Here is a 23077-nt window from a genome sequence, read left to right on the forward strand (position 1 = left end):
CTGTCACCGCCCGTGGACAGTGTCCACGAGCGGTGACAGGCACCATTTATACATCACTGTATATTCATTACGTGTCATCTTCTTCCACAACTTCTTCCTCTATCGCTTCTGTTGGCTCTTCTTCTTCCTGTTCCTTCTCTGCTTTTATCCTAGTGATTTCTTCATTTAATTGCTCAAATGCATTTAATCGATAGTGGGCACAAGCTAGAAGATTGTCAATGATTTCAATGAATTTTTCATAGGGAACACCATTTTTGCTGCATTCGGTAATTAGTTTAAAAAAGTCTTTTTCAAATAAATGATACCGTTCTTTAAATGTTTTCGAATCCATTGTTAGAAAATACTCATCCTCAACAACAAATTCGTTAAACACCTTTTTGGTTAACCGTTTTTTCGTAACCTCTATATCTTGTTTATCCTGTTCTTTGTCGTAATGGGCTTCATCCTCATACTCGGAGCATAGCGTATCATAGATCTTCTCCAGCAGCTCGGTCGGGTTTAGATATTTCAACTCTTCCACAAAAATCACCCCTACCTATATAGTTGCCCAAAAAAGGAAATTTCCGACACTTGGATTATCCCATAAGCCTATTGTTACCTTATTTTACTTCACCTCAGGTTTTCGGGTAGAATTGCACCTTTATTGTGACCGAATTTTATATTCACTGAAGTTTTCGGGAAGAATCCAAGCTCTAAGTTCATATCCATTCCTACAATTAGACTGAACAAAAAAATCCTAATCGAATAAAGGATTAGGATTCGTATCATGATATTTTATTTGCTAGAATTGTTACTATTGCACTAAGCAAAATCGTGCCAATTGTAATATTTATATAAAGCATGTATTTTTTTATTTTTTTCTTACGCAATGATTCTTCTGGTGTCATCCACATACTTTTTGCCATTATTACTGCTCCCTTTATCTTCTCTAACATTGTATTAAACTTAAAAATCAACTTTTTTATTATACGAAAATAAAAAAATATGTCAATATGCAAAAAAAACTGCCCCAATAGAGGCAGTTCCGGTTTAAACATATACCAATTTTACTTTTTGACCAGGCTTGAGGTAGGAAAGAAGCAGCCAATCGTCTTCTATAACACTTCCGACTACATTCACACGCTCGTCGGCTGGCAAATCACAAAGGGTGATTTGGACCTCTCCCCGGTATCTTCCATAGCGGTCATTATCGATGGTAATCGAGCCAGTCAATCGATCCTTTGTATTCTCTGGGATAACAGGCTCTACACTTCTCGTGTCCATGAACCTAAGAACATCACGGGAAAAATCAGGTCGGAGCCTGAACTCTCCTTCATGAAACCCTTCAATTCGAATCTCGATACTACGGTCACGATCAAAGTCGATTAATTTTCTAAGTAGATCCTCGCTAACCTCTGGGTCGCCTATATAAACGTCTTCAACCCCAAAATGGAACAATTCCAATGCCGACATAAATGAATCCAAATCACGATGCTCTTCCAGGGTTGGCAGCCCTTCAAACAATGGACCGCGCTTTTCTCCGTCACCAGGAATATACGCACAAACTGGGATATCCAGCTTTTTAAAAAGTTCATTTTGCTTTTGAAAAAACGAATCAGATAAACCGGTGTCTCGTCTTGGATAAAAATTATGCCAAGCGAGCAGCTGTTCAGCCTTTAACCCGCCATCCAAAAGTGACCGAACTTCACCCTCAAACAAAATGCTGGCATTTAGCGCAAGCTTGAACTCCTTCGCCAGCTTCAAAATCAACTCGTTTTCAAAGAAGTCATCGAGTCGTAGACCGCTGACCCCAAGTGATTTTAACGCAAACAAACTATCTAATCCCAAGTGACCAGGTGTTTTTAATGAAACATCCGCATAAACTTCTATCCCGGCATCCTTCGCACACTGAAGCAGCGCCACCGCACGATTAGCTAAATCTCCGGATTCTTCGGGAATATGAAGCGAGGTAAATGCCCGCTTCACACCCATTTTTCCAGCAAGTTCAATCCGCTCTTCTGCTAAAGAATCATTTAAATAGAAGGAAATACCGATCAATCAAATTCACCAGCCATCTCATCTTTGAAACCGAATAGATACGTGAATAAGAATCCTGCTGCATAGGCAATTAATACCCCTACCAGATAAAGAAGAACTTGACCTGTTACAACTATGAACGCAAGTGGTAAACCAGATACCCCGATAGCAATTGTTGCGATTCCAAATGCTGCTTGGAACGCACCGCCGACACCGGCACCTAAACATGCTGTTAAGAACGGACGACCTAATGGAAGCGTAACACCGAAGATTAATGGCTCACCAATTCCAAGAATACCTGCTGGCAGACCACCGCCAATTGCTTGCTTTAAGCGTTTTTTCTTTGTTTTTACATAGATTGCAAATGCTGCACCTACTTGCCCTGCCCCACCCATTGCTAAGATTGGAAGAAGCGGGTCATCACCAATCGTATTAATTAATTCAAGATGGATAGGTGTTAGACCTTGATGTAAACCAGTTACGACAAGCGGAAGGAAGGTTGCACCAAGAACAAAGCCAGCAACTGCACCGCCCATATCAAGTAATGAAGTTAAACCTTTTGTGATGATATCTGAAACAAAACCACCAATTGGCATAAAGACAAGATACGTAACAATACCAGTAACCAATAAAGCCACAGTTGGTGTAACGAAAAGATCTAGACTAGTTGGAACAAACTTGCGCACCCGTCTTTCGACTAAAGCTATAAAGATAGCTGCAAATAGAACCCCAATTAAACCACCGCGACCAGGAAGTAAATCGGTGCCAAACAAATGAATACCTGCAACAGCCGGGTTAATAATTAAGATACCCGCAATCGCACCAAGTGCCGGTGAACCGCCGAATTCCTTCGCTGCATTCGTACCAACTAAAATTCCAAGATAACCGAATAATCCACCGCCGATAACAGAAAGAATAGTTGCAAGCTGTGAATCACCTGCTAACCAGCCTGCTTGAACAATGGCTTTTGTGATCCCTGTAATTAATCCTGACGCAATAAGTGCCGGAATTAATGGAATGAAAATTCCCGAAATTTTTCGTAAAAACAACTTAAATGGTGTTGCATTCTTTTTATTAATTTCGGCTTTCGTGCTCGCTGCTTTTTCTTTTAAATTGATTCCGCCTGAAGCGTCAATCAACTTACCAAACTCTTCTGTTACTTTATTTACTTTTCCAGGTCCGAGAATGATTTGAAGTGTTTCTTCTTCTACTACTCCAAGAACCCCATCTATTTTCTTAAGGGCAGCCTTATTGACAACGGACTCATCATATGGTGTAACACGAAGCCTGGTCATACAATGTGTGTAGTTGCCAATATTCGTTGAGCCGCCTAATTGTTCAAGAATTTTTTCCGCTAAAACTTTATTTTCTCCAGCCATTTCATTTCCCCTGCTCTCTGTTGTATTTTTTAATGCTTTCCCCAGTCAAGCACGATGCAAACAGTGTTCACATCACCCCCTGCAAGTCTAATTTCCATCTTTTATAAAGCGAATCGCTTCTCTTGTTTGATCTATCGCTTGAATCGTGTGCTCATATTGAACGGTCGCCATCGATAAAAACAAAATATCAATCATATATAACTGAGCTAAACGTGATGACGTCGCCCCGCTACGGAAAGCCGCTTCCCCTGAATAAGAGGTAAAAAGTTTTATGTCTGCTAACGAAGCAACAGAGGATTGACCGTATTTTGTTAAACTAATCGTTTTGACACCGCGCTCTTTTGCTAGTGACAACACCTTAATAACCTCTGCCGTTTCCCCAGAATGAGAGATACAAAACACGACATCTTCTTTACTTGCATTCGCAATGATGGTAGCGACAAGATGAGTATCGGTAAAAGCGGTTGCATTTTTTTGAATTCGAAGAAACTTCTGTTGGGCATCCTTTGCAATAATATTGGAGGCACCAATTCCGAAGAAATGAACATTCTGAGCAGGCAGCAACGTCTGGACCGCTCGTTCCAATTCCTCATAATTGATGATTTCCTCCGTATCACGGATGCTCTGAATACTATTGCTGGCTGTCTTCTGAGCGATGGAAAAATAGGATTCACCAGGCGCGATGTCCCGATATCCTTGTTCCACAGGCTTCACTAAATCACCCGCAATTCGTACCTTTAAATCCTGAAAACCATTTAAACCAAGCGACTTACACAATCGGATAACGGCGGCCCCGCTTGTCTTCGCTTGAACGCCGATCTCATTGACGGTACTGTCTAAAATACTGCGTGGATTTTCCAGAATAAATTGGGCAATTTTCCGCTCGGAAGCCGGAAGCTGTTCAAGCATGTTTTGGAGCATTTTTAACCCGCCTGCTGACACACCGAATTCCACCTTTTATTTTTCAACATTTTGGATTGCCATTTTCACATAACCGTTGGCTTCTGCTAATAATTTTTCTGCTTGCTCTTTGGTTGTATCTACTTTAATCATGACAATTGCTGTTTTCACTTGCAGGTCCGATGCCTCTAGAGTCTCTAGCGCAACTTCATAGGAAACACCAGTGATTTTACGGATAATGCCAATTGCACGTTCTTTCAATTTTAGATTACTTACTTTCACATCCACCATTAAATTCTCATACGCTTTTCCGATAAGAATCATCGATGAGGTTGAAATCATGTTCAAAATCATTTTATGAGCCGTACCTGATTTCAAGCGGGTAGAACCCGTCAGCACCTCTGGACCGACAATGACCTCAATCGCTTGGTCTGCCTCCTTACTAATCGCTGCATTCCTATTACAAGAAAGTGCGACGGTTTTTGCCCCAATACTTCGTGCATAGCGAAGGGCGCCAATCACATAAGGTGTCCGGCCGCTGGCAGCAATCCCAATCACCGTATCGTTCTCTGTAAGTTCTAGATTCTTTAAATCGTTTACACCAAGTTCTGGGTTATCCTCGGCTCCTTCCACTGCTTTCAAAAAGGCGCCTTCTCCACCTGCCATAAGTCCTTGGACCATTTCAGGGTCGGTGCTGAAAGTTGGCGGACATTCAACAGCATCCAGTACTCCTAATCTGCCACTCGTACCGGCTCCTAAATAAATTAGGCGTCCGCCCTTTTTAAAGGATTCAAATACGAACTGAACCGCTGCCTCTATTTCTGGTATTACCTCCTTAACCGCAAGTGCTACCAATTGATCTTGTTCATTCATGATTCGTAATATATCGACGGCCTCGGCCGTATCAATTTGCATGGAATCTTTATTTCGGGATTCGGTGGTTAGTAGTTCGAGATTTTCTTCGATCATATTCCTTCTCCTCCTGTTAGTTTTTCTAGTTGTAAGCGATTACTGTATCCACAGTATAACGCTATTGAAATTATAATTCAACATTTTTATTAAAAAAGTAAAATTATATTTCAATATCTATTAAAGTAAATAACGGCGGATTGCTTGAGCAACCCCTGCTTCATCATTACTACCCGTCACCACATCTGCTATTTCCTTCACTTCTTTAGGAGCATTTTCCATCGCAATTCCAAGCCCAGCTGCAGCAAGCATCAAGGAATCATTGTAATTATCCCCAATCGCTGCGACCTGTGATATCGGAATCTCTAGCTGTTTGGTTAATTTCACCAACGAGGAAGCCTTGCTAACACCAGCAGGTGAAATTTCTAGATTAAGAAAATTAAGACTGCTGCTAACTTCCATTCCCCCCACTTGTTTAGCGATCACCTTTGAAAAATCAAAAAGCCTATCCTCTTCATCAAACACTGCGATTTTCGTAATCTTCGGCTGTGCGGTCTTGAAATACCGATGTAAATCATCTACCGTTTTTATCTGGCATTTGCCCCGAACTCTCATTAGGTCTTCTACTCTTCCACCTGTTTTTTCAAGGGTTGGAATATTATTCTCAATCCATCTTTCATTCCATTTGGTTACGTCTGGAACGAGGAGCGTTTCTCCTTCGTAAAAATGGGCATAAATCTTTTCCCCTTGACACAATTCCCAGAAACTCAACAAATGGTCATGCAAAAAAACAGATTGTTCAATGATTTCACCATTTTCATCAAGCGTAAATGCGCCATTATAAGCAATGGTCGGCTCCCCTTTTAGACCAATCGTATCGGCAATCCAGCGAGTGGAACTGGGCGAACGGCCGCTGCAAATGACCACCCTCCCACCTTTTTGGCGGAATTCCTGAATCGCTTCTATATTTTCCACATCAATTTCTTTTTGCTCATTTAATAATGTTCCATCCAAATCAGTCGCTAATAATTTATATTTCATTATACTCTCCCCTTTGCACGATTATTTCACTATGATTATAGTAACGGATAAAATAAAATTTCAACAGAGGAAGGTGCTGAGCATGCTTCAACCTGAACTCGCAGAAAAAATAGTCACGGAAGTTCAAAAATTAATATCAGAAGAAATTATTGTCGTGAACACGAATGGTATCATTATGGCTAGCACCAACCAGGGAAGAATAGGTACCTTCCATGAAGGAGCCCTAATCACATCACAGCAGAAGAAAAAGCTGATTATCACTGAAAAAGAAACCCTTAAATTAGCAGGGGTTAAAGCTGGAATCAATCTCCCGATATTTTTTCAACAAGAAGTCATTGGGGTGATTGGGATTACCGGTGATCCTGAAACTGTCACCCCCTTTGGTGAAATCATTCGCAAAATGACCGAGCTGTTAATTAGTGAAAATTATTATGGCGAGCAGTTTGAGTATCATTCCCGCGCGATGGAAACCTTTGTCCTCGAGTGGCTGCAGGCGAAGGAGCCAAGCCCTGACTTGCTTGAGCGAGCAAGAGCGCTGGCAATTGATCTTGCGCTGGATCGAACAGCCGTCATCATCGAGTTTGAACAAAGTCCTTTATCAAGAGTTGTGTGGTCTTCCATTTTGAACTCCTTTTCGCAAAATAAAAATGATGTGCTGACCCGGTCAGGAAATGAACGAATCATCATCTTAATCGATTGTTCTAATTCCGTTACAATTAAAAATCGTCTGGAGAGCTTTTTAAATTTTATTCAGTCAAGCTTTGGGATTTGTGCTTATGCCGGTGTCGGCCAATGTACGATACCCTCTAAGCTTCATGATTCCTATGCACAGGCTGAACGGGCATTGAAACTGGCTAGAAGAAATCGAGGTATCATGTTCGATGAAGAATTAACGCTTGAAATGGTGACGGGGGAACTTACGGCAGAAACAAAAACTGAATACATCCAGCGGACCATTGGACCGATTTTAAAGGAAAAGGACCTATTGGAAACGCTAGCTGAATTATTTAGACAAAATCATTCGTTAAAAAATACTGCACAGTCCCTGCACATCCATATTAATACCCTTCATTACCGATTGAAAAAAATTGAGGAGCTATCCCAGTTAAACCCAACTAACATTCATGATTTGTTCTGTCTGTATCTGGCTACGCTCTTTTTGGATGAATAACCAAATATTTTTAAAAAATAGACCAATTTTTTAGATGTTTATCCATAGCGGGCGTTAGCCTGCTTTTTTTATACTTTAATTAACATGAAAATAGTATGAAAATGGGGGAAATAGCATGCTTTCGAATGAAGTAAAAGAAAAATTGATCGCCATTGTCACTAAAAATAACTTCGATGATTCTAAAATCGAACGTTTAGTCTATTCCTACGATGCCACTCCTAACTTCCAGTCGATGCCGGATGCCATTGTCAGCCCGCGCAATGCAGAAGAGGTTTCGCAAATTTTGAAAATCTGCAATCAATATAAGGTTCCGATTGTTCCGCGCGGCTCTGGCACCAACCTCTGTGCTGGAACTTGCCCAACCGAGGGCGGGGTTGTCCTTCTTTTTAAACATATGAACAAAATTCTAGAGATTGATGAAGAAAACCTAACCATTACCGTTCAGCCAGGTGTGATCACGCTTGATATGATTCATGCCATTGAGGAAAAAGGTCTATTCTATCCACCAGATCCAAGTTCGATGACAATCTCGACAATCGGCGGCAATATCAATGAAAATTCCGGCGGCTTGCGTGGTCTTAAATATGGCGTAACGAGGGATTATGTAATCGGACTTGAAGCGGTATTGCCTAATGGCGATATCATTCGAACCGGTGGAAAGCTGGCAAAGGATGTGGCCGGATATGATTTAACCCGTCTGTTTGTTGGCTCTGAAGGAACGCTTGTTGTCATTACCGAAGCTACGTTAAAGCTGATTCCAATGCCGGAAACTAGGAAAACGATGCTCGCTCTTTATCAGGATCTTTCCGCTGCCGCTCGTTCCGTTTCCAAGATTATTGCCAATAAAATCATTCCGACCACTCTTGAGATCCTGGACCAGGCTACATTAAAGGTGGTTGAAGATTATGCTCAAATAGGACTGCCAACAGATGTTCAAGCGGTTCTTTTAATTGAACAGGATGGTCCGCCTGAAGTCGTTGACCGCGATATTCAAAAAATTGCCGAAGTATGTAGGTTGGAAAATGCGGTTTCGATTCAAATCGCCGCAACCGAAGAAGAAGCAATGGCGCTTCGAACAGCAAGGCGTGCAGCACTTTCAGCAGTAGCACGGTTAAAGCCGACAACCATCCTTGAGGATGCAACCGTTCCACGTTCAGAAATTGCCAATATGGTAAAAGCCATCAATGAAATTACCGAAAAATATCAGTTAACGATCTGTACCTTTGGTCATGCGGGTGACGGCAATCTGCACCCAACTTGCGCGACCGACGCACGAGACCACGAAGAAATGGAACGTGTTGAAAAAGCCTTTGCGGAAATTTTTGAAAAGGCGATTGAATTAGGTGGAACGATAACTGGGGAACACGGAGTCGGGGCCATGAAGGCACCCTATCTCGAATGGAAGCTTAAAAAAGAAGGGATCGCTGCCATGATGGGTATTAAACAGGCATTCGATCCTAATAACATCATGAATCCAGGGAAAGTCTTTGCAAAAGACAGCAAGAAACGCGTGGTGATTACAAGATGACTACCCTACTCGAACAAGAAAAGATTCAAGAACAATTTAAAGAGCGGATGAACGAGGATGAGCTGTTAAACTGTATGCGCTGCGGCTTTTGTCTGCCAACCTGCCCAACCTATATTGAATCAGGCTATAAAGAATCCCATTCACCTCGCGGCAGAATTGCCATGATGAAAGCGGTCGTTGACGGAATCGTAGAACCAGATGAGGATTTTGAACGTTCACTTGATCTCTGTCTCGGCTGCCGGGCATGTGAACCGGTCTGCCCTTCCGGCGTCAATTATGGTCACTTATTAGAAGAAGCACGAGATATTATCAATCAAAACAAAAAACACTCACTGCCTGTACGGGCAGTTAGAAGAACCGTTTTTGAAGGGTTATTCCCACACCAAAATCGTATGCGCACCATGGTTGGCCTGCTTGGGTTCTATCAGCGTTCTGGAATCCAAACTCTTGCACAAAAAGTGGGATATTTAGGTCTTTTACCAAATAATTTAGCCACAATGGAAAAAGTGCTTCCTAAAGTTCCAACGATGAAAGAAATGAAAAATAGGCCTGAACATCTTCCAGCATTAGCGGAAAAAGTTCATCGCGTAGCATTTTTCAGCGGCTGTTTAATGGATACAATGTTCATGAAAACAAACGACGCAACGATGAAATTATTGCAATTAGCGGGCTGTGAAATCGCCATCCCTAAACAGCAAACCTGCTGCGGGGCCTTGCACGGACACAGCGGTGAAAAGGATGCAGCGAAAGATCTCGCCAAGAGAAATATTACGGCATTCGAAGACTTAGATGTCGACTTTATTATTACCAATGCCGGCGGCTGCGGAGCATTCCTGGTGGATTACGATCATTTGCTGAAGGATGACCCGGTATGGTGCGAACGAGCAGTGGCGTTTAAGGAGAAAATTAAGGATATTTCGGAAATCCTAGTGGCGGTCTCTTTCCATAAAAAAGTGAAATTAGAGCTCCCGCCTCAAGTTATTACGTATCAGGATTCCTGCCATTTACGGAATGTGATGAAAACGGCATCTGCGCCAAGAACGCTGTTGCAATCGATACAAGGCGTGAAGTATGTGGAAATGAAAGAAGCCGATCGCTGCTGCGGTTCAGCCGGAATCTACAATATCGTCGAGTCAGAAATGTCCATGGTCATGCTCGACTATAAAATGGTCCAGGCCAAAGCAACCCATGCGACCACCATTGTAACAGCCAACCCTGGATGTCTGCTGCAAATGCAGCTTGGGATTGAGCGCGAGGGCTTATCTGGTAAAATACGTGGGGTTCATATCGTAGATTTGTTGGCAGAAGCGGTGAAATAATAGTGAAAAAAGACGATTCGGAGGAACGAATCGTCTTTTTGTACGATATTATCTGCGATTCCAGGGGGACGAATCACTTTACAACTTGTTATGCACTTGCTTTAGCCTTACTTTTACCAACTGTTTTGTTGATGAATGGAACCACCCAGCGATCTAATCCAATGCGGCCTGCGTTGTAACCTGCAGTCAAGATGATGAAACCTAAGAATATATCAGTTGGGTTATGAGATACAGTTCCTGCTAAGAAGAAGCTGAAGTTCATCACTAGACCAAAGAACATGGCGGCTGTTGTTAAACATCCAAGCATAAGCCCTAAGCCAATCAATGTTTCACCCCAAGGAACAATGAAGTTAAAGATATCAATGTTTGGTAATGCAAAGCTTTCTAAGAAGTTTACATACCAGCCGTAAACCATGTTGCCATCTGGACCTTTTACTGGATTAGCGATTGCTCCTTTTAAGAAGCCAGAAGCGTCGAAAGCACCGCTCTGTAATTTTCCTAGTCCTGCTGTGAACCATGCGTAGCCAAGATATAAACGAATAATAGTTAAAATAGCTGCAGAGATATTGTTCTCTCTTAAAAATGTATTAAACATAAGTCATTCCGCCTTTCAAATTTAACTTGTTCTCTATACTTACACTATATTTGATTCTGAGTGTTTATAATATAAGCATAGTGTTAAGTTCACAATTTGTTTGAAATGATATGACGGAATGTTGAACGACTTATTCTACTCTTTTCGATTTCTCACATAGTTGATGTTTAGATAGCTAAACTATGTTTAGGAGGGAAAAACATGTCATCGATTAGTGATATTCAGCTACACATACAGAATATTAAGTATTCATCCCCTACAATTTACTCTGGCATTGAAATTCTCCTTGTATTAGATGGTGAACTAGCTGTTGAAACAGATAAATCCATGCACCAGCTAAGTGAAGATCATTTATTTGTCATTAATCGTAACCAACCTTATGAAATTAGCGGTATCCAAAAAAACACAGTACTTAAAATGGGGATTCCAGATTCTTTTCTTTCCCACTTTTATCCTGAATATCGGTTCCATACATTCAATTTATTTTCTCCTGAAATTGACAGAGGGAAAGAAAATACGATTACAGAACTACGAATGCTGCTAGCTGAAGTTATGGTCATCCATTTTCGTCAAGAAGAAGGGTATAAACTAGAGATGGGTGAAAGGATTTCTAAAATCTTGCTTATCTTAATTAGGCGATTTAAAACTGATAAAACAATGGATGTTGAAGTAAATGTGGAAGATGATCGATTAAAAGCAATTATTACATTCATTGAACAGCATTATGATGAGCCGCTTACATTAGAAGAAGTAGCAAATAAGTTTTATTTATCATTTAGTTACTTTTCGCGTTATTTTAAAAAGCAATTAGGTATTGGGTTTACCCGATATATGATGAATATTCGCTTAAAACACAGCTTAAAGGATCTATTATATACAAAAGATTCCATTACTCATATCGCATTGAAACATGGGTTCCCTAACGCAAAAGCATTTACAAATTTATTTAAAGAGGTTTATGGAGAAACACCTTTTTCCTATCGTGAAAAAAATGCGAAAGAGCATGTTAATTTAGTCCAAAATTATGATTTTGACGATAAAGAAGCCCTTCTAAGTTCCCCTGAAATCTTAATAAAACTAAGACTTTTAATAGCAAAAGGGGAAGATACAAAAACGATTAGTGATATAGAAACAAATTTTGAGTCGATAACGATCGATATCCAATCTCCTAATAAACGGAAATTACATCACCCAGACAATTTATTAATGATTGGTGAGCTTAGAGAACTGCAGAAAGAAAGTGTTCGAAATCAAGTATTATTAGCTAAAGATGGTTTGCAAATAAAATATATTGGGATCCATAAACTGCTGACTGGGAGAACAATTGCTCCTGATGTAGAAACGGATGAATTAATTCCAACTACGTCACCTTATTATAATTCTGATGAAGCAATTGAATTTTTAAAATCCAATCATTTATCTTTATATGTTCATGTTAGATACAATCGGATTGCTTCAGAGCAAGAGGTATATTTGGAAAAACTTCAGAGATTCTTTAAACACTGTATAACAGTGTTCGGTTACAGGTATGTAGAATCTTGGTGCGTGATGATTACTGACGCTTTAGATACATATCAAAATAAAGAGGAACTAGAAATTTTTTATTTAAAAATACACGGATTACTAAAATCAATGATCCCTAACCTAAAAATTGGAGTTCATTTACCCTTCTCATTTAAAAAAGTTGCAATAAACAGTAATGATAATTGGATACTACAGCAAAGTGAATATATTGATTTTATTGCATTTCAAGCAAATATACATGAAGTTATTGATTATAAAGAACTTAATGATACGAATTTTGATTTAGCAAAATCTTTCATTAAAGAAAAGACGGAGAAAGTAAAACGATATTTAAAACATTATTCCATAGAGAAACCACTTCATTTAATTACTTGGAATACGGTTTCGGGTAATACGCGATATACAAATGGTACTTTCTTTCGTGGGGCTTTAGTTTTTAACGATGCGATTAGTATTTCAGATGCGATTGAAACGCTTGGGTTCTGGATTAACACGGAAACCCATGAAAAGGGTTTGGATATGAATAGTATTCCATTAGAAGGAATGGAAATGTTCCATTATTTTAACGGCAAACGGCCTGTATTTTTCGCGATGTCATTTTTCAACAGATTACGCGGGAATATAATAGCTAGCGGGCCATTGTTTATTATGACTGAAAACGAATTAGGTTATCAGCTTGTACTAATGAACTCAACGATTATCAACCCTTTTTTATCAATTGAAGATACGTTTCTTCAAAAATTAATGAAAGAAATAAGAGTCACTATTAACCTTATTCCTAGCGGGACCTATCAAATTCGGAAATTTATTTTTGATAAAGATCACGGTGCATTATATAAGCTTTGGTGGGAAAATAACAGTGAGTTTGGGATCGACCGAGAAATTATTGACTATATTACACAATCAAGTCACCCATCACTAGAAGTCTTTGATGAAACAATTGACGGGGAATGGTCATTTTATTCTTACCTAACTGTAAATGCCATTCATTTTTTTGAAATACGAAAAGTATTTTTCTAATTCTAACCCTACTTAGGTAAAAAAAATGCAGTGAATTTTTATCCCCTATTACCAAGCGATAAGAATATCATGCGTAAATGGACAAAATCCAACAAAAAAAGCCTCCATCAAAAAGGGGCTTTTTTATATACTAATGAACGAAAAGAAAAACACCGGTAGTTTTCCAATCTTTTTCAAAGTCTAAAATCTACTCTTATTTGAAATTATAAAGTAACCGATACGTTCTACTCAGGAGGTAGGAAACATGGAAAACAGTTATAAAGGAACAAATAAATTAATCACAGGGATTGTCTTTGGTGTTATCACATTTTGGCTGTTTGCTCAATCTCTAGTCAATGTAGTCCCTGCAGTCCAAGAAGATTTGGGAATTTCCCTTGGGACATTAAATATAGGTATTAGTTTAACAGCATTATTCTCAGGTATATTTATTGTAGCAATGGGTGGCTTAGCTGACAAAATAGGTCGAAAAAAGATTACCAATATTGGGCTAATTTTAAGTATCATTGGTTCTCTATGTTTAGTTTTAGCCCATGGAGCAACTCTTCTCATTATTGGTCGTATTATTCAGGGTTTCTCAGCAGCATGTATTATGCCTGCAACGATAGCTTTAGTAAAAACGTATTATGAAGGTGCAGATCGTCAACGTGCTCTTAGTTACTGGTCAATCGGTTCTTGGGGTGGGTCTGGTGTATGTTCATTTGCTGGTGGTTTAATTGCTACCTACTTAGGTTGGAGATGGATTTTCATTTTCTCGATTGTTTTTGCCATTCTCGGTTTGATTTTAATTAAAGATACTCCAGAGAGCAAAGCAGAAACTTCTGGGAAATTCAAATTCGACTTTACCGGATTAAGTATCTTTATTGTTGTCATGCTGGCATTAAACGTTTTAATTAACTACGGCTCAGATTTAGGTTGGACAAGCCCAACTTCCATTATTTTGGCTGTCGTGACGGTTGTTGGGGCAATGATCTTCATGAAAGTAGAAAAAAGTAAAAAAGTGGTACTGATCGATTTCTCTTTATTTAAAAATAAGCCATATGCTGGTGCAACATTCTCAAACTTCTTGCTCAATGCCATTGCAGGTACAATGGTTGTTGCCAATACGTATGTACAAGTAGGTCGAGGGTTTAGTGCCTTCCAATCAGGGATGTTATCACTTGGTTACTTAGTGGCTGTTTTAGCGATGATTCGTGTCGGAGAGAAGATTTTACAAAGAATTGGTGCTAAAAAACCGATGATATGGGGAACCGTTATTACGACCATTGGTGTCGCAATCATGGGCTTCACTTTCCTACCAGATTTACCTTATACAATTGTTGTATTTATTGGCTACGCCTTATTCGGTCTGGGACTAGGAATTTATGCCACACCATCTACTGATACATCTGTATCAAACGCTCCATCAAATAAAGTGGGTGAAGCGGCTGGGATTTATAAAATGGCAAGTTCACTAGGCAGCGCTTTTGGGGTGGCGATTTCAGCTACTATTTATGGCATCATGTCAGCAAATAGCCTAGAGGTTGGTGCAACCTGGGGTATAATTACGAATGTTATCTTTGGTGTATTAGCACTTCTTTCCATTATGTTTATGGTTCCTAAAAATGCAGGAAAAGAAGATCAAGAAATTGGAGATCAAGCTGCGTAATTTAGAATGGGGGTAATGACAATGAAAAAAAAATTAATGGAAATGCTTGAAGAACGTAAAGATGAAATCATTCAGATTCGCCGTCACCTTCACGAAAATCCTGAGCTCTCGTTCAAAGAAGAAAAAACCAGCAAATATATTGAGGATTTTTATAAAGGCAAGGATGTACAGGTTGATACCAAGGTAGGCGGAGGCCATGGAATTATTGTCACCATTAAAGGCGGAAAACCTGGAAAAACAATTGGTCTCCGAGCAGATTTTGATGCACTTCCAATCCTAGAAGAAACAAATGTACCGTTCAAATCTAAAAATCCTGGTGTCATGCATGCCTGCGGACATGATGGTCATACAGCTTACCTGCTCGTTCTAGCAGATTGTTTGATCCAATTAAAAAATGAAATCCCTGGTACCATCAAAATTGTCCATCAACCAGCAGAGGAAGTTCCACCGGGTGGAGCAATCAGCATGCTCGAATCTGGCTTATTAGACGATTTAGACAATATATTCGGTATTCACTTATTACCGCTTGGACCAGCTGGTTTAGTTGGATATAACAGTGGGTACGTATTCCCAGGCCGTGCATACTTTAAGTTAAAAGTACAAGGTGTTGGTGGACATGGTTCTTCACCACATTTGGCAAATGACTCCATCGTCGCGGGGGCACACTTTGTCACCGCGGTTCAAACAGTGGTGAGTCGCCGGTTAAATCCATTTGATATGGGTGTGGTCACAATTGGTTCATTTGATGGAAAGGGCACCTTTAATGTCATTAAAGATAGTATTGAAATCGAGGGTGACGTAAGGGCAATGACGGACGAAACGCGGGTAACGATTGAACGAGAAATTCGCCGCATCGCAAAAGGAATTGAAGAAGAATTCAATGTTACTTGCGCGTTAACCTATACACCAGACTATCCACCACTTTACAATGATCCTGAAGTAACGGAAATGGTAGCTTCTTACTTGAAAAAGGCAAACGATAAAGACATTGTGGAGGTTCAAGAATTCCCTCCAATGTCACCTTCAGAGGACTTTGCACATTATGCAAAAAAATTCCCAGCATGCTTCTTCTACATTTGCTGTACACCAAAAGGGGTCGAAAAACCATACTTCAACCACCATCCTAAATTTGATATTGATGAAGATGCTCTTTTAGTCGCAGCAAAGGCAGTCGGAACAGTCGTTTGTGGATATTACAATTTGGAGTAAGGTTGGGGTAGCAAAGACCATTTATTTTTCAACACCTATTCGCACCGTTAAAATGGAAGTACCTATTAAAGGACTTCCTAATAACTCATTAAAAATAAAAAAAGGAGGCTGACTCAAAAGGTCGTTGAATAACGACTCTTTTAAGTCAGTTTTTTATATGTATTTTTAGAAGAACGATTTTCTAACTTTTTTACAAACAAATTTGGTTAGACCTATGTAACTACTGGATTCCATTGGAATATTTCTGAAAAAAGATGTCGAGATTCCTCTGAAATCAAATTTAATATCCCGCAATGACCCAAACCGCATTTCTGAATACACTTCGGTCACTCCAGACCACTTGCATTAACCCAAACCGCATTTCTGAATACACTTCGGTCACTCCAGACCACCTGCATTGACCTAAACCGAATTTCTGAATGCACTTCGGTCACTCCAGACCACTTATGTTGAATTTCTCTGCTTCAAAATGAAAAATATCGTTTATGATATAGAAGAATGATTGTTTAAGGGGGAATTTATCGATGGAAATTCAAAAAATTGGACAAATCGGGGTACCCGTGAAAGATTTAGATCGCGCAGTTCAATTCTATAAGGAGAAACTAGGTCTTCCACTTTTATTTACTGCAGGGACCTTGGCATTCTTTGAAAGTAATGGAACACGTCTTCTTCTAAGCCTTCCTGAAAGTGAAGAATTTGCTCACGCCAGCTCGATTCTCTACTTTCAAGTGGAAGACATTCATGCAAGCTATGAGGAATTACTCTCCAAGGAAGTTACCTTTATCGACGAACCCCATCTCATCGCAAAAATGGGACAAACCGAAACCTGGATGGCATTTTTAAAAGATGGTGAAGGCAATACACATGCGATAATGAGTGAGATTCAAGCGTAAATAACATAAGGTAGGAGATCGTAAATGAACGGTCTCCTTTTTCTTGCCATTCGTTATGATAAGCCAATAATATCCAAGGAATGCATTAACATAGTAAAATTCATTATTCTCATGTATAATTATCCTTAATTCGAGATAACTTAACTTAAAATAATACAAAAAGGTGATAAAAAATGATTCAGCTTACTCCTGCTAACAAACGGTATTCATCAAAAAATGATTGGCTAGAAAGCAACTTTAGTTTTTCATTTGGTCCCTATTATGATTCAGATAATATCCAATTCGGTCCATTGCGAGTATTAAATGACGATATCATTCAACCTGGCAAAGGGTTTGGGATTCATCCACATAGGGAAGCAGAGATTGTTTCCATCGTCCTAAACGGACAATTAAAGCATGAGGACAGTCTGAAAAATGTCGGCATCCTCCAATACGGCAATATTCAAAGGATGACAGCTGGTACGGGTGTCCTGCATTCGGAGTTTAATCCTACGACAGATGAGGAAACTCAACTTCTACAATTATGGTTCCTGCCCAATGAGAAACAATTAGCTCCATCCTACGAGGATATTTCTTTTGATACGGACAAATTAAGAAATCAGCTTCTATCAGTCGTATCAAATAATCCAGGCGAAAATACTGCGATGATTCATCAGGATGTAACGCTATATTTATCTAAATTGGATTCCCAAAAAGAGGTTCATTTTCAGCAGCAAGAAGGACGAAAGATCTATCTATTTGTCATTGAAGGAGAGGTTTTACTAAACGGCGACGTCACTTTACAAAAACGGGATGATGCACGTATTACAGACCTCCACGACTTAACATTACACGCAAAACAAGATTCCTTTTTCCTCTTAATTGATCTGCCCGGGGGTGAGGCATAAATGTTATATGTTCGTCATACAGTTGGCAGCAGACTTCTTTGTGAACCAACGGAATATCAAATTGTACCGGTCGATAACGGGTGGGAAATCTCATTTATCCTCGATAATGAAACAGCAGCTTTGTTAGAAAAGTTTCGGGATGAACTTAATATCTTTCATGTAGAAGAAAATCAAAAGACCTGGTTTTATTCCTCGGAGGGAAAGGTAAATTTCTTGGAAGACGATAGTAAATTTATTATTTCAACCGACCATAAAACAGTCTATCCGGTTTAATACAAAGGCTCTTTTCCCAATATAAAAGAAGGCATGATTCAATCAAACGTTGAATCATGCCTTGTTATTTTTGGGGGTGCCATGGGGACGGTTCTCCTGGCACTTTTGAGCCAGGAGAACCGTCCCTGTGGCTCGTCCAGAGGGGGAGTTCTACCACTACTACAATATGGCGTTCTCCGCTTGCCTGGCAAATCGCCATTTTTCTGGGGTTTCAGTCCTTTTTATATTATGTAACGATTTCTTGGTTACCTGAAATCTTACATAGTCATGGAATCAGTATGGAAACAGCGGGATGGCTGCTTTCCTTTACCCAATTAGTAGGATTACCCGCTAGTTTCTTTATTCCTGTCCTCGCAGGACGTGCTCAATCACAAATATGGATTGCCTTCATGCTAGGGATGTGCTCCATTGTTGGTTATAGCGGATTACTGTTAGGGTCATCCTATCCGATTTTAATCGTTTTGCCTTAATCGGATTCGCATTAGGAGGAGCCTTTCCATTAGCGCTAAGCTATATCGGTCTTCGTGCACGGAGTGCCAATCAAGCAGCTAAGTTATCGGGAATGACTCAATCAACAGGTTACCTCCTTGCAGCGATTGGCCCGTTGTTTATTGGCTATTTATATGATACGGCGCATTTGTGGACCATTCCCATCATTACGCTCATTTTCGTTTCAGTCATCGTGACGGTATTTGGAATGCTGTCCGGACGAAATAGGTATGTATAATAGAAAAAAGACGATTCGCGGGTAGGCGGATCGTCTTTTTTCTATTATAAGTTTCTTGTTCTTACTTTAAAGACCTCTTCAAGGCAACCACACTAAACTGACACCAAGTATTAATCCTAATAACTCAAACCACTTTGCCATACTAGATTCAAATAATCCCAATAATTCCAGTAAGGATCATTCATGCAAGCTCCCGAGTAATTGGTCGAGATCATCAAATACTTTACAGATATCTTGCTGTCCATTAACATTTCGTAAGTATCCTTTTGATTCATAGAAATCAAATAGTGGCTTTGTTTGCTTTTGATTGACTTGTAAGCGATTTTGTACAGTTTCAGCATTGTCATCCGTACGTTGGTATAAATCACCGCCACATCGATCACATACGCCTTCAACGGCTGATGGATTGAAGATAAGATGATACGTAGATCCACAAGATATACAGATACGTCTTCCTGTCAGGCGTTCCATTAAAATCTCTTGATTTACATCAATGTTAATAACAAAATCAATCTTTTTGCTTAAGGAAGCTAGAATGTTTTCAAGCGCTTCAGCTTGACCAACCATTCTAGGAAATCCATCAAGCAAAAAGCCTTGATTACAATCTTCTTTACATAATCGTTCTCGTACTATCCCAATCGTCACTTCATCTGGTACTAAATCACCTTTATCCATAAAGGATTTAGCTTGTAAACCAAGTTCATTTCCTTCTTTAATGGCTACACGGAACATATCCCCAGTGGAAATATGAGGGATGCCGTATTTCCCTACGATTTTCTCAGCTTGTGTACCTTTTCCAGCACCAGGGAGCCCCATTAATACCAAATTCATTCGTATTTCCCCACTTTCAACCATCTATTCTGCTAGAGCTGATTTGCTAATTAAGTTTATTACTGCATCATTCACAATGCTTTTTCCAAAATTTCAACGATGTCAAAGTTTTCTATTGTCTCCTCAACTTCTTTTGCCTTTACACCATCACTGATCATCGTTAAACAATACGGACATCCGCTTCCAATCATTGTTGGTTTTGTTTCAAGAAGTTGCTCTGTTCTTGCGATATTAATCCGTGTTCCAGTATTCTCCTCTGTCCACATCATACCGCCGCCAGCTCCGCAGCACATGGCATTTTCACGGTTGCGGCCAGCTTCAACAACTTTTACACCCGGAATCGCTTTTAAAATTTCACGAGGCGGATCATAAACCGTATTGTAGCGACCTAAATAACAAGAATCATGATAAGTAATCACTTCATTTAGTTCTTTTGTAAATTTGATTCTTCCTTCTCTGATCCATAAAGCCAACAATTCTGTATGGTGATATACTTCTGCCTCCAGCCCAAATTCTGGATATTCATTTTTAAAAGAATTATAGGCATGTGGATCAATCGTTACAATTTTACTCACATTATACTTTTGGAAGTTTGCAATATTGGCATTTGCCAATTCCTGGAATAAGAACTCATTTCCCATTCTGCGCGGTGTATCTCCTGAATTTTTCTCATTATTACCTAGAATCGCAAAGGAAATGCCTGCTAAATTCATCACTCTAGCAAAGGACTGAGCAATTTTTTGGCTGCGGTTATCATAAGAACCCATTGAACCAACAAAGAATAAATATTCAAATTCTTCCCCAGCCTTTTGCTTTTCTTTAACAGTTGAAACAGAAATATCCTCTCGACACCCACGCCAATTTTCACGCTCTTTTCGATTAAGACCCCATGGATTTCCCTGGCGCTCAATATTTGTGATGGCACGCTGAGCATCAGGATTCATTTTCCCTTCTGTCAGGACAAGATATCGACGTAAATCGATAATTTTATCCACATGCTCATTCATTACCGGACATTGGTCTTCACAGTTCCGACACGTTGTACATGCCCAAATTTCTTCCTCAGTAATGACATCTCCAATTAAGCTCACACTTTCCAAAGCGGCAGCAGATTCTTGAGCTCCGGCACCCGCTAAAGCTATTTGATTTCCTAATGTGTTTTTAAAGGCAAAGGTAGGCACCCATGGCTGTCTAGAAGTAATTGCTGCACCTTTTTCTGTAAGATGATCCCTCATCTTCACAATCAGATCCATTGGAGATAACGTTTTTCCAGTTCCTGAAGCTGGGCACATATTTGTGCATCGTCCACATTCTGCGCAGGCGTACAGATCAATCAACTGAGCTTGAGTAAAATCTTCAATTTTTCCGACACCGAATTCTTCAGCTGTCTCATCCTCGAAATCAATCTTTCTCAATTTCCCTACAGGGCCGCTTTTCTTAAAGAAGATATTGACCATGGCAAATAACTCATGAAATTGCTTTGACTGTGGTACAAATACCAAAAATGAAAACACAGTCAACATATGAACCCACCAAAATACATAGAACAACAATGTTCCTGTCGTTGTTCCTATGCCGGAGAACAACAACGCAATGGCACCAGAGTATGGAGCATATACAAGATTTGGTTCATGACTTAGCATAATTGCTTCGAAGCCCAATGTAAGCAGGATTGATGAAGTTAGAGTACATAAGGCGATATAGACAAAAGCAGCTTTGCTATCACGCTTCCATTGCAAGCGTTTTAACTTTTCACCATACCGGCGGTAAAATCCATATACGACAGCCAACAGCATCAGGAACGTAGCCCACTCCTGCAGTAGACTGAAATATTTATGGGCCTCACCGAAGGGAAATTCATATCCTTTAATAAATCCCTTTATTATGAGCTCTATGAGTCCTACTTGGATGATAAAAAAAGTATAAAATAATACTAAATGCATTAGGCCGCTTTTCTTGTCTTTAAATAATTTTGACTGACCAAAGCCATTAACTAATATCAGATTGAATCGTTCTTTAAGGTTTGGTTTAAATTCAGCTTTTTTGCCAAGCTTTATAAACAGATACCGAGTATATACTAGATTGACAAACAAATAGAAAGCATATCCAGCCATTGCTAGGAAAGCAAGTAAATTTAGTAATGATAACATCCTTTTTCATCCTCCCAATGACAAAACTGGGAGGAATTCACTCCTCCCACTATCACATTAGACACCCGTACCAATAGTGATTCTTTTGAATTCTTCCGTTAACAAAGGCACAACCGTGAACAAATCACCAACAATTCCGTAATCTGCAACCTTGAAAATCGGCGCTTCTGGATCTTTGTTAATTGCTACGATGATTTTGGAATTGGACATACCGGCTACATGCTGAATGGCTCCAGATATTCCGCAAGCAATATAAAGATCAGGTGTTACCACTTTACCGGTTTGGCCTATTTGTAAGGAATAATCACTGTACCCAGCGTCGCAGGCACCACGGGAAGCTCCTACCGCACCGCCTAACACATCTGCTAATTCCTGTAATATGGTAAATCCTTCTTGGCTCTTCACTCCGCGGCCACCAGAAACGATGATTTTTGCTTCTGAAAGATCTACCCCGCCTGCTGTTTTACGAATCACATCTTGGACAATCGTGCGTAAATCCTTGATTTCAACATTTATTAAGGATACTTCCCCTGTACGTGATTCTCCCTTTTCAAGTGCTGCAATATTATTCGGACGGATTGTAGCAAAAATCGGTCCTTCCTTTATCACTTTTTTCTCAAAAGCTTTCCCTGAATAAATCGGACGTGTAAAGACAAATTCATCTCCATTTACCTCAAGACCAACAGCGTCTGAAATGAGGCCAGCTTTCAACTTTGCTGCAATTCGAGCAGAAATCTCTTTTCCAATCGAAGTATGTCCGAGAATAATGCCTTCAGGTTTTTCCGTTTCTACCACCTGCGTAATAGCCTGAGTGTATCCATCGGATGTATAGCTCTGTAAATAAGGATGTTCAGGAATTAAAACACGATCGGCCCCATATTGGATCATGGTATCGGCAAGAGTAGCAGCCTCACTGCCTAGTAATAAACCTACCACTTCGCCTCCATCAGCAATTTGTTTTGCTGCTGCAATCGCTTCAAACGAAACTTGACGCAGCTCCCCCTGGCGTATTTCACCTAACACTAGTACTTTTTTTGACATATAGGTCCCTCCTCTTATT

The 23077-nt window shown here is 39.8% G+C and carries 22 protein-coding genes; 11 read left to right on the forward strand and 11 right to left on the reverse strand.

Features of this window, described 5'->3' with window-relative positions; all coding sequences use genetic code 11:
- Positions 1-67: 67 nt before the first annotated feature.
- From J2Y03_RS25510 to J2Y03_RS25540, 7 genes are all read right to left on the reverse strand, one after another.
- Complete coding sequence (locus tag J2Y03_RS25510) at positions 68-520, reverse strand: hypothetical protein (RefSeq protein ID WP_310199707.1); 453 nt, start codon at positions 518-520, stop codon at positions 68-70.
- 244 nt (positions 521-764) lie between these two features.
- A complete protein-coding gene (locus J2Y03_RS25515; RefSeq protein WP_310199709.1) occupies positions 765-905 on the reverse strand; it encodes a hypothetical protein in 141 nt (46 codons plus the stop codon).
- Between the two features lie 124 nt (positions 906-1029).
- On the reverse strand, positions 1030-2037 hold the full coding sequence (locus J2Y03_RS25520) for a MupG family TIM beta-alpha barrel fold protein (protein WP_310199711.1): 1008 nt from the start codon (positions 2035-2037) through the stop codon (positions 1030-1032).
- Positions 2034-3395, reverse strand: a complete 1362-nt coding sequence (locus J2Y03_RS25525; RefSeq protein ID WP_310199712.1) for a PTS transporter subunit EIIC — start codon at positions 3393-3395, stop codon at positions 2034-2036. The genes J2Y03_RS25520 and J2Y03_RS25525 overlap by 4 nt, the downstream gene beginning before the upstream one ends.
- 87 nt (positions 3396-3482) lie before the next feature.
- The gene (locus J2Y03_RS25530) at positions 3483-4337 is read right to left on the reverse strand and encodes a MurR/RpiR family transcriptional regulator (protein WP_310199714.1); all 855 of its coding nucleotides are present in this window, start codon (positions 4335-4337) and stop codon (positions 3483-3485) included.
- A gap of 15 nt (positions 4338-4352) precedes the next feature.
- On the reverse strand, positions 4353-5264 hold the full coding sequence (gene murQ, locus J2Y03_RS25535; RefSeq protein WP_310199716.1) for an N-acetylmuramic acid 6-phosphate etherase: 912 nt from the start codon (positions 5262-5264) through the stop codon (positions 4353-4355).
- Positions 5265-5384: 120 nt separating this feature from the next.
- Positions 5385-6245 (reverse strand): Cof-type HAD-IIB family hydrolase, encoded by an 861-nt coding sequence (locus J2Y03_RS25540; RefSeq protein WP_310199718.1) that lies wholly within the window; start codon positions 6243-6245, stop codon positions 5385-5387.
- A gap of 82 nt (positions 6246-6327) precedes the next feature.
- Between J2Y03_RS25540 and J2Y03_RS25545 the strand changes: the two genes are divergently transcribed.
- From J2Y03_RS25545 to J2Y03_RS25555, 3 genes are all read left to right on the forward strand, one after another.
- The gene (locus tag J2Y03_RS25545) at positions 6328-7416 is read left to right on the forward strand and encodes a CdaR family transcriptional regulator (protein ID WP_310199719.1); all 1089 of its coding nucleotides are present in this window, start codon (positions 6328-6330) and stop codon (positions 7414-7416) included.
- A 115-nt stretch (positions 7417-7531) separates the two neighbouring features.
- Complete coding sequence (gene glcD / locus J2Y03_RS25550) at positions 7532-8944, forward strand: glycolate oxidase subunit GlcD (protein WP_310199721.1); 1413 nt, start codon at positions 7532-7534, stop codon at positions 8942-8944.
- The gene (locus J2Y03_RS25555) at positions 8941-10263 is read left to right on the forward strand and encodes a (Fe-S)-binding protein (RefSeq protein ID WP_310199723.1); all 1323 of its coding nucleotides are present in this window, start codon (positions 8941-8943) and stop codon (positions 10261-10263) included. The genes glcD and J2Y03_RS25555 overlap by 4 nt, the downstream gene beginning before the upstream one ends.
- Before the next feature lie 88 nt (positions 10264-10351).
- Here J2Y03_RS25555 and J2Y03_RS25560 read toward each other — a convergent pair whose 3' ends face one another.
- Entirely contained in the window at positions 10352-10858 is a 507-nt protein-coding gene (locus J2Y03_RS25560; protein ID WP_310199725.1) for a DoxX family protein, read from the reverse strand.
- 201 nt (positions 10859-11059) lie between these two features.
- On the opposite strand from J2Y03_RS25560, the gene J2Y03_RS25565 reads away from it, so the two are divergent.
- The 8 genes from J2Y03_RS25565 (at position 11060) to J2Y03_RS25600 (ending at position 19036) form a co-directional block, all read left to right on the forward strand.
- Complete coding sequence (locus tag J2Y03_RS25565) at positions 11060-13402, forward strand: helix-turn-helix domain-containing protein (protein WP_310199727.1); 2343 nt, start codon at positions 11060-11062, stop codon at positions 13400-13402.
- 244 nt (positions 13403-13646) lie between these two features.
- The gene (locus tag J2Y03_RS25570) at positions 13647-15047 is read left to right on the forward strand and encodes an MFS transporter (RefSeq protein WP_310199729.1); all 1401 of its coding nucleotides are present in this window, start codon (positions 13647-13649) and stop codon (positions 15045-15047) included.
- 21 nt (positions 15048-15068) lie between these two features.
- Positions 15069-16256, forward strand: coding sequence for an amidohydrolase (locus J2Y03_RS25575; protein WP_310199730.1), 1188 nt, complete (start codon positions 15069-15071; stop codon positions 16254-16256).
- Between the two features lie 524 nt (positions 16257-16780).
- Positions 16781-17149, forward strand: a complete 369-nt coding sequence (locus tag J2Y03_RS25580) for a VOC family protein (protein ID WP_310199731.1) — start codon at positions 16781-16783, stop codon at positions 17147-17149.
- A 173-nt stretch (positions 17150-17322) separates the two neighbouring features.
- The gene (locus tag J2Y03_RS25585) at positions 17323-18036 is read left to right on the forward strand and encodes a pirin family protein (RefSeq protein WP_132095015.1); all 714 of its coding nucleotides are present in this window, start codon (positions 17323-17325) and stop codon (positions 18034-18036) included.
- Positions 18037-18309 (forward strand): hypothetical protein, encoded by a 273-nt coding sequence (locus J2Y03_RS25590; RefSeq protein WP_310199733.1) that lies wholly within the window; start codon positions 18037-18039, stop codon positions 18307-18309.
- Positions 18310-18365: 56 nt separating this feature from the next.
- The gene (locus J2Y03_RS25595) at positions 18366-18779 is read left to right on the forward strand and encodes an MFS transporter (RefSeq protein ID WP_310199735.1); all 414 of its coding nucleotides are present in this window, start codon (positions 18366-18368) and stop codon (positions 18777-18779) included.
- 92 nt (positions 18780-18871) lie between these two features.
- Positions 18872-19036: a hypothetical protein gene (locus tag J2Y03_RS25600; protein ID WP_310199737.1), complete on the forward strand. Its 165-nt coding sequence runs from the start codon at positions 18872-18874 to the stop codon at positions 19034-19036.
- A 177-nt stretch (positions 19037-19213) separates the two neighbouring features.
- Here J2Y03_RS25600 and J2Y03_RS25605 read toward each other — a convergent pair whose 3' ends face one another.
- The 3 genes from J2Y03_RS25605 to J2Y03_RS25615 form a co-directional block, all read right to left on the reverse strand.
- Positions 19214-19867 (reverse strand): adenylate kinase, encoded by a 654-nt coding sequence (locus J2Y03_RS25605; protein ID WP_310199739.1) that lies wholly within the window; start codon positions 19865-19867, stop codon positions 19214-19216.
- Positions 19868-19938: 71 nt separating this feature from the next.
- The gene (locus J2Y03_RS25610) at positions 19939-22017 is read right to left on the reverse strand and encodes a (Fe-S)-binding protein (protein ID WP_310199741.1); all 2079 of its coding nucleotides are present in this window, start codon (positions 22015-22017) and stop codon (positions 19939-19941) included.
- A 57-nt stretch (positions 22018-22074) separates the two neighbouring features.
- Positions 22075-23058 carry an electron transfer flavoprotein subunit alpha/FixB family protein gene (locus J2Y03_RS25615; RefSeq protein WP_310199743.1) on the reverse strand — a complete coding sequence of 328 codons (984 nt, stop codon included), beginning with the start codon at positions 23056-23058 and terminating at the stop codon, positions 22075-22077.
- Between the last annotated feature and the right edge of the window lie 19 nt (positions 23059-23077).

This window comes from Neobacillus niacini (assembly GCF_031457145.1).
In the GTDB taxonomy this organism is placed as follows: Bacteria; Bacillota; Bacilli; order Bacillales; family Cytobacillaceae; genus Neobacillus; species Neobacillus niacini_J.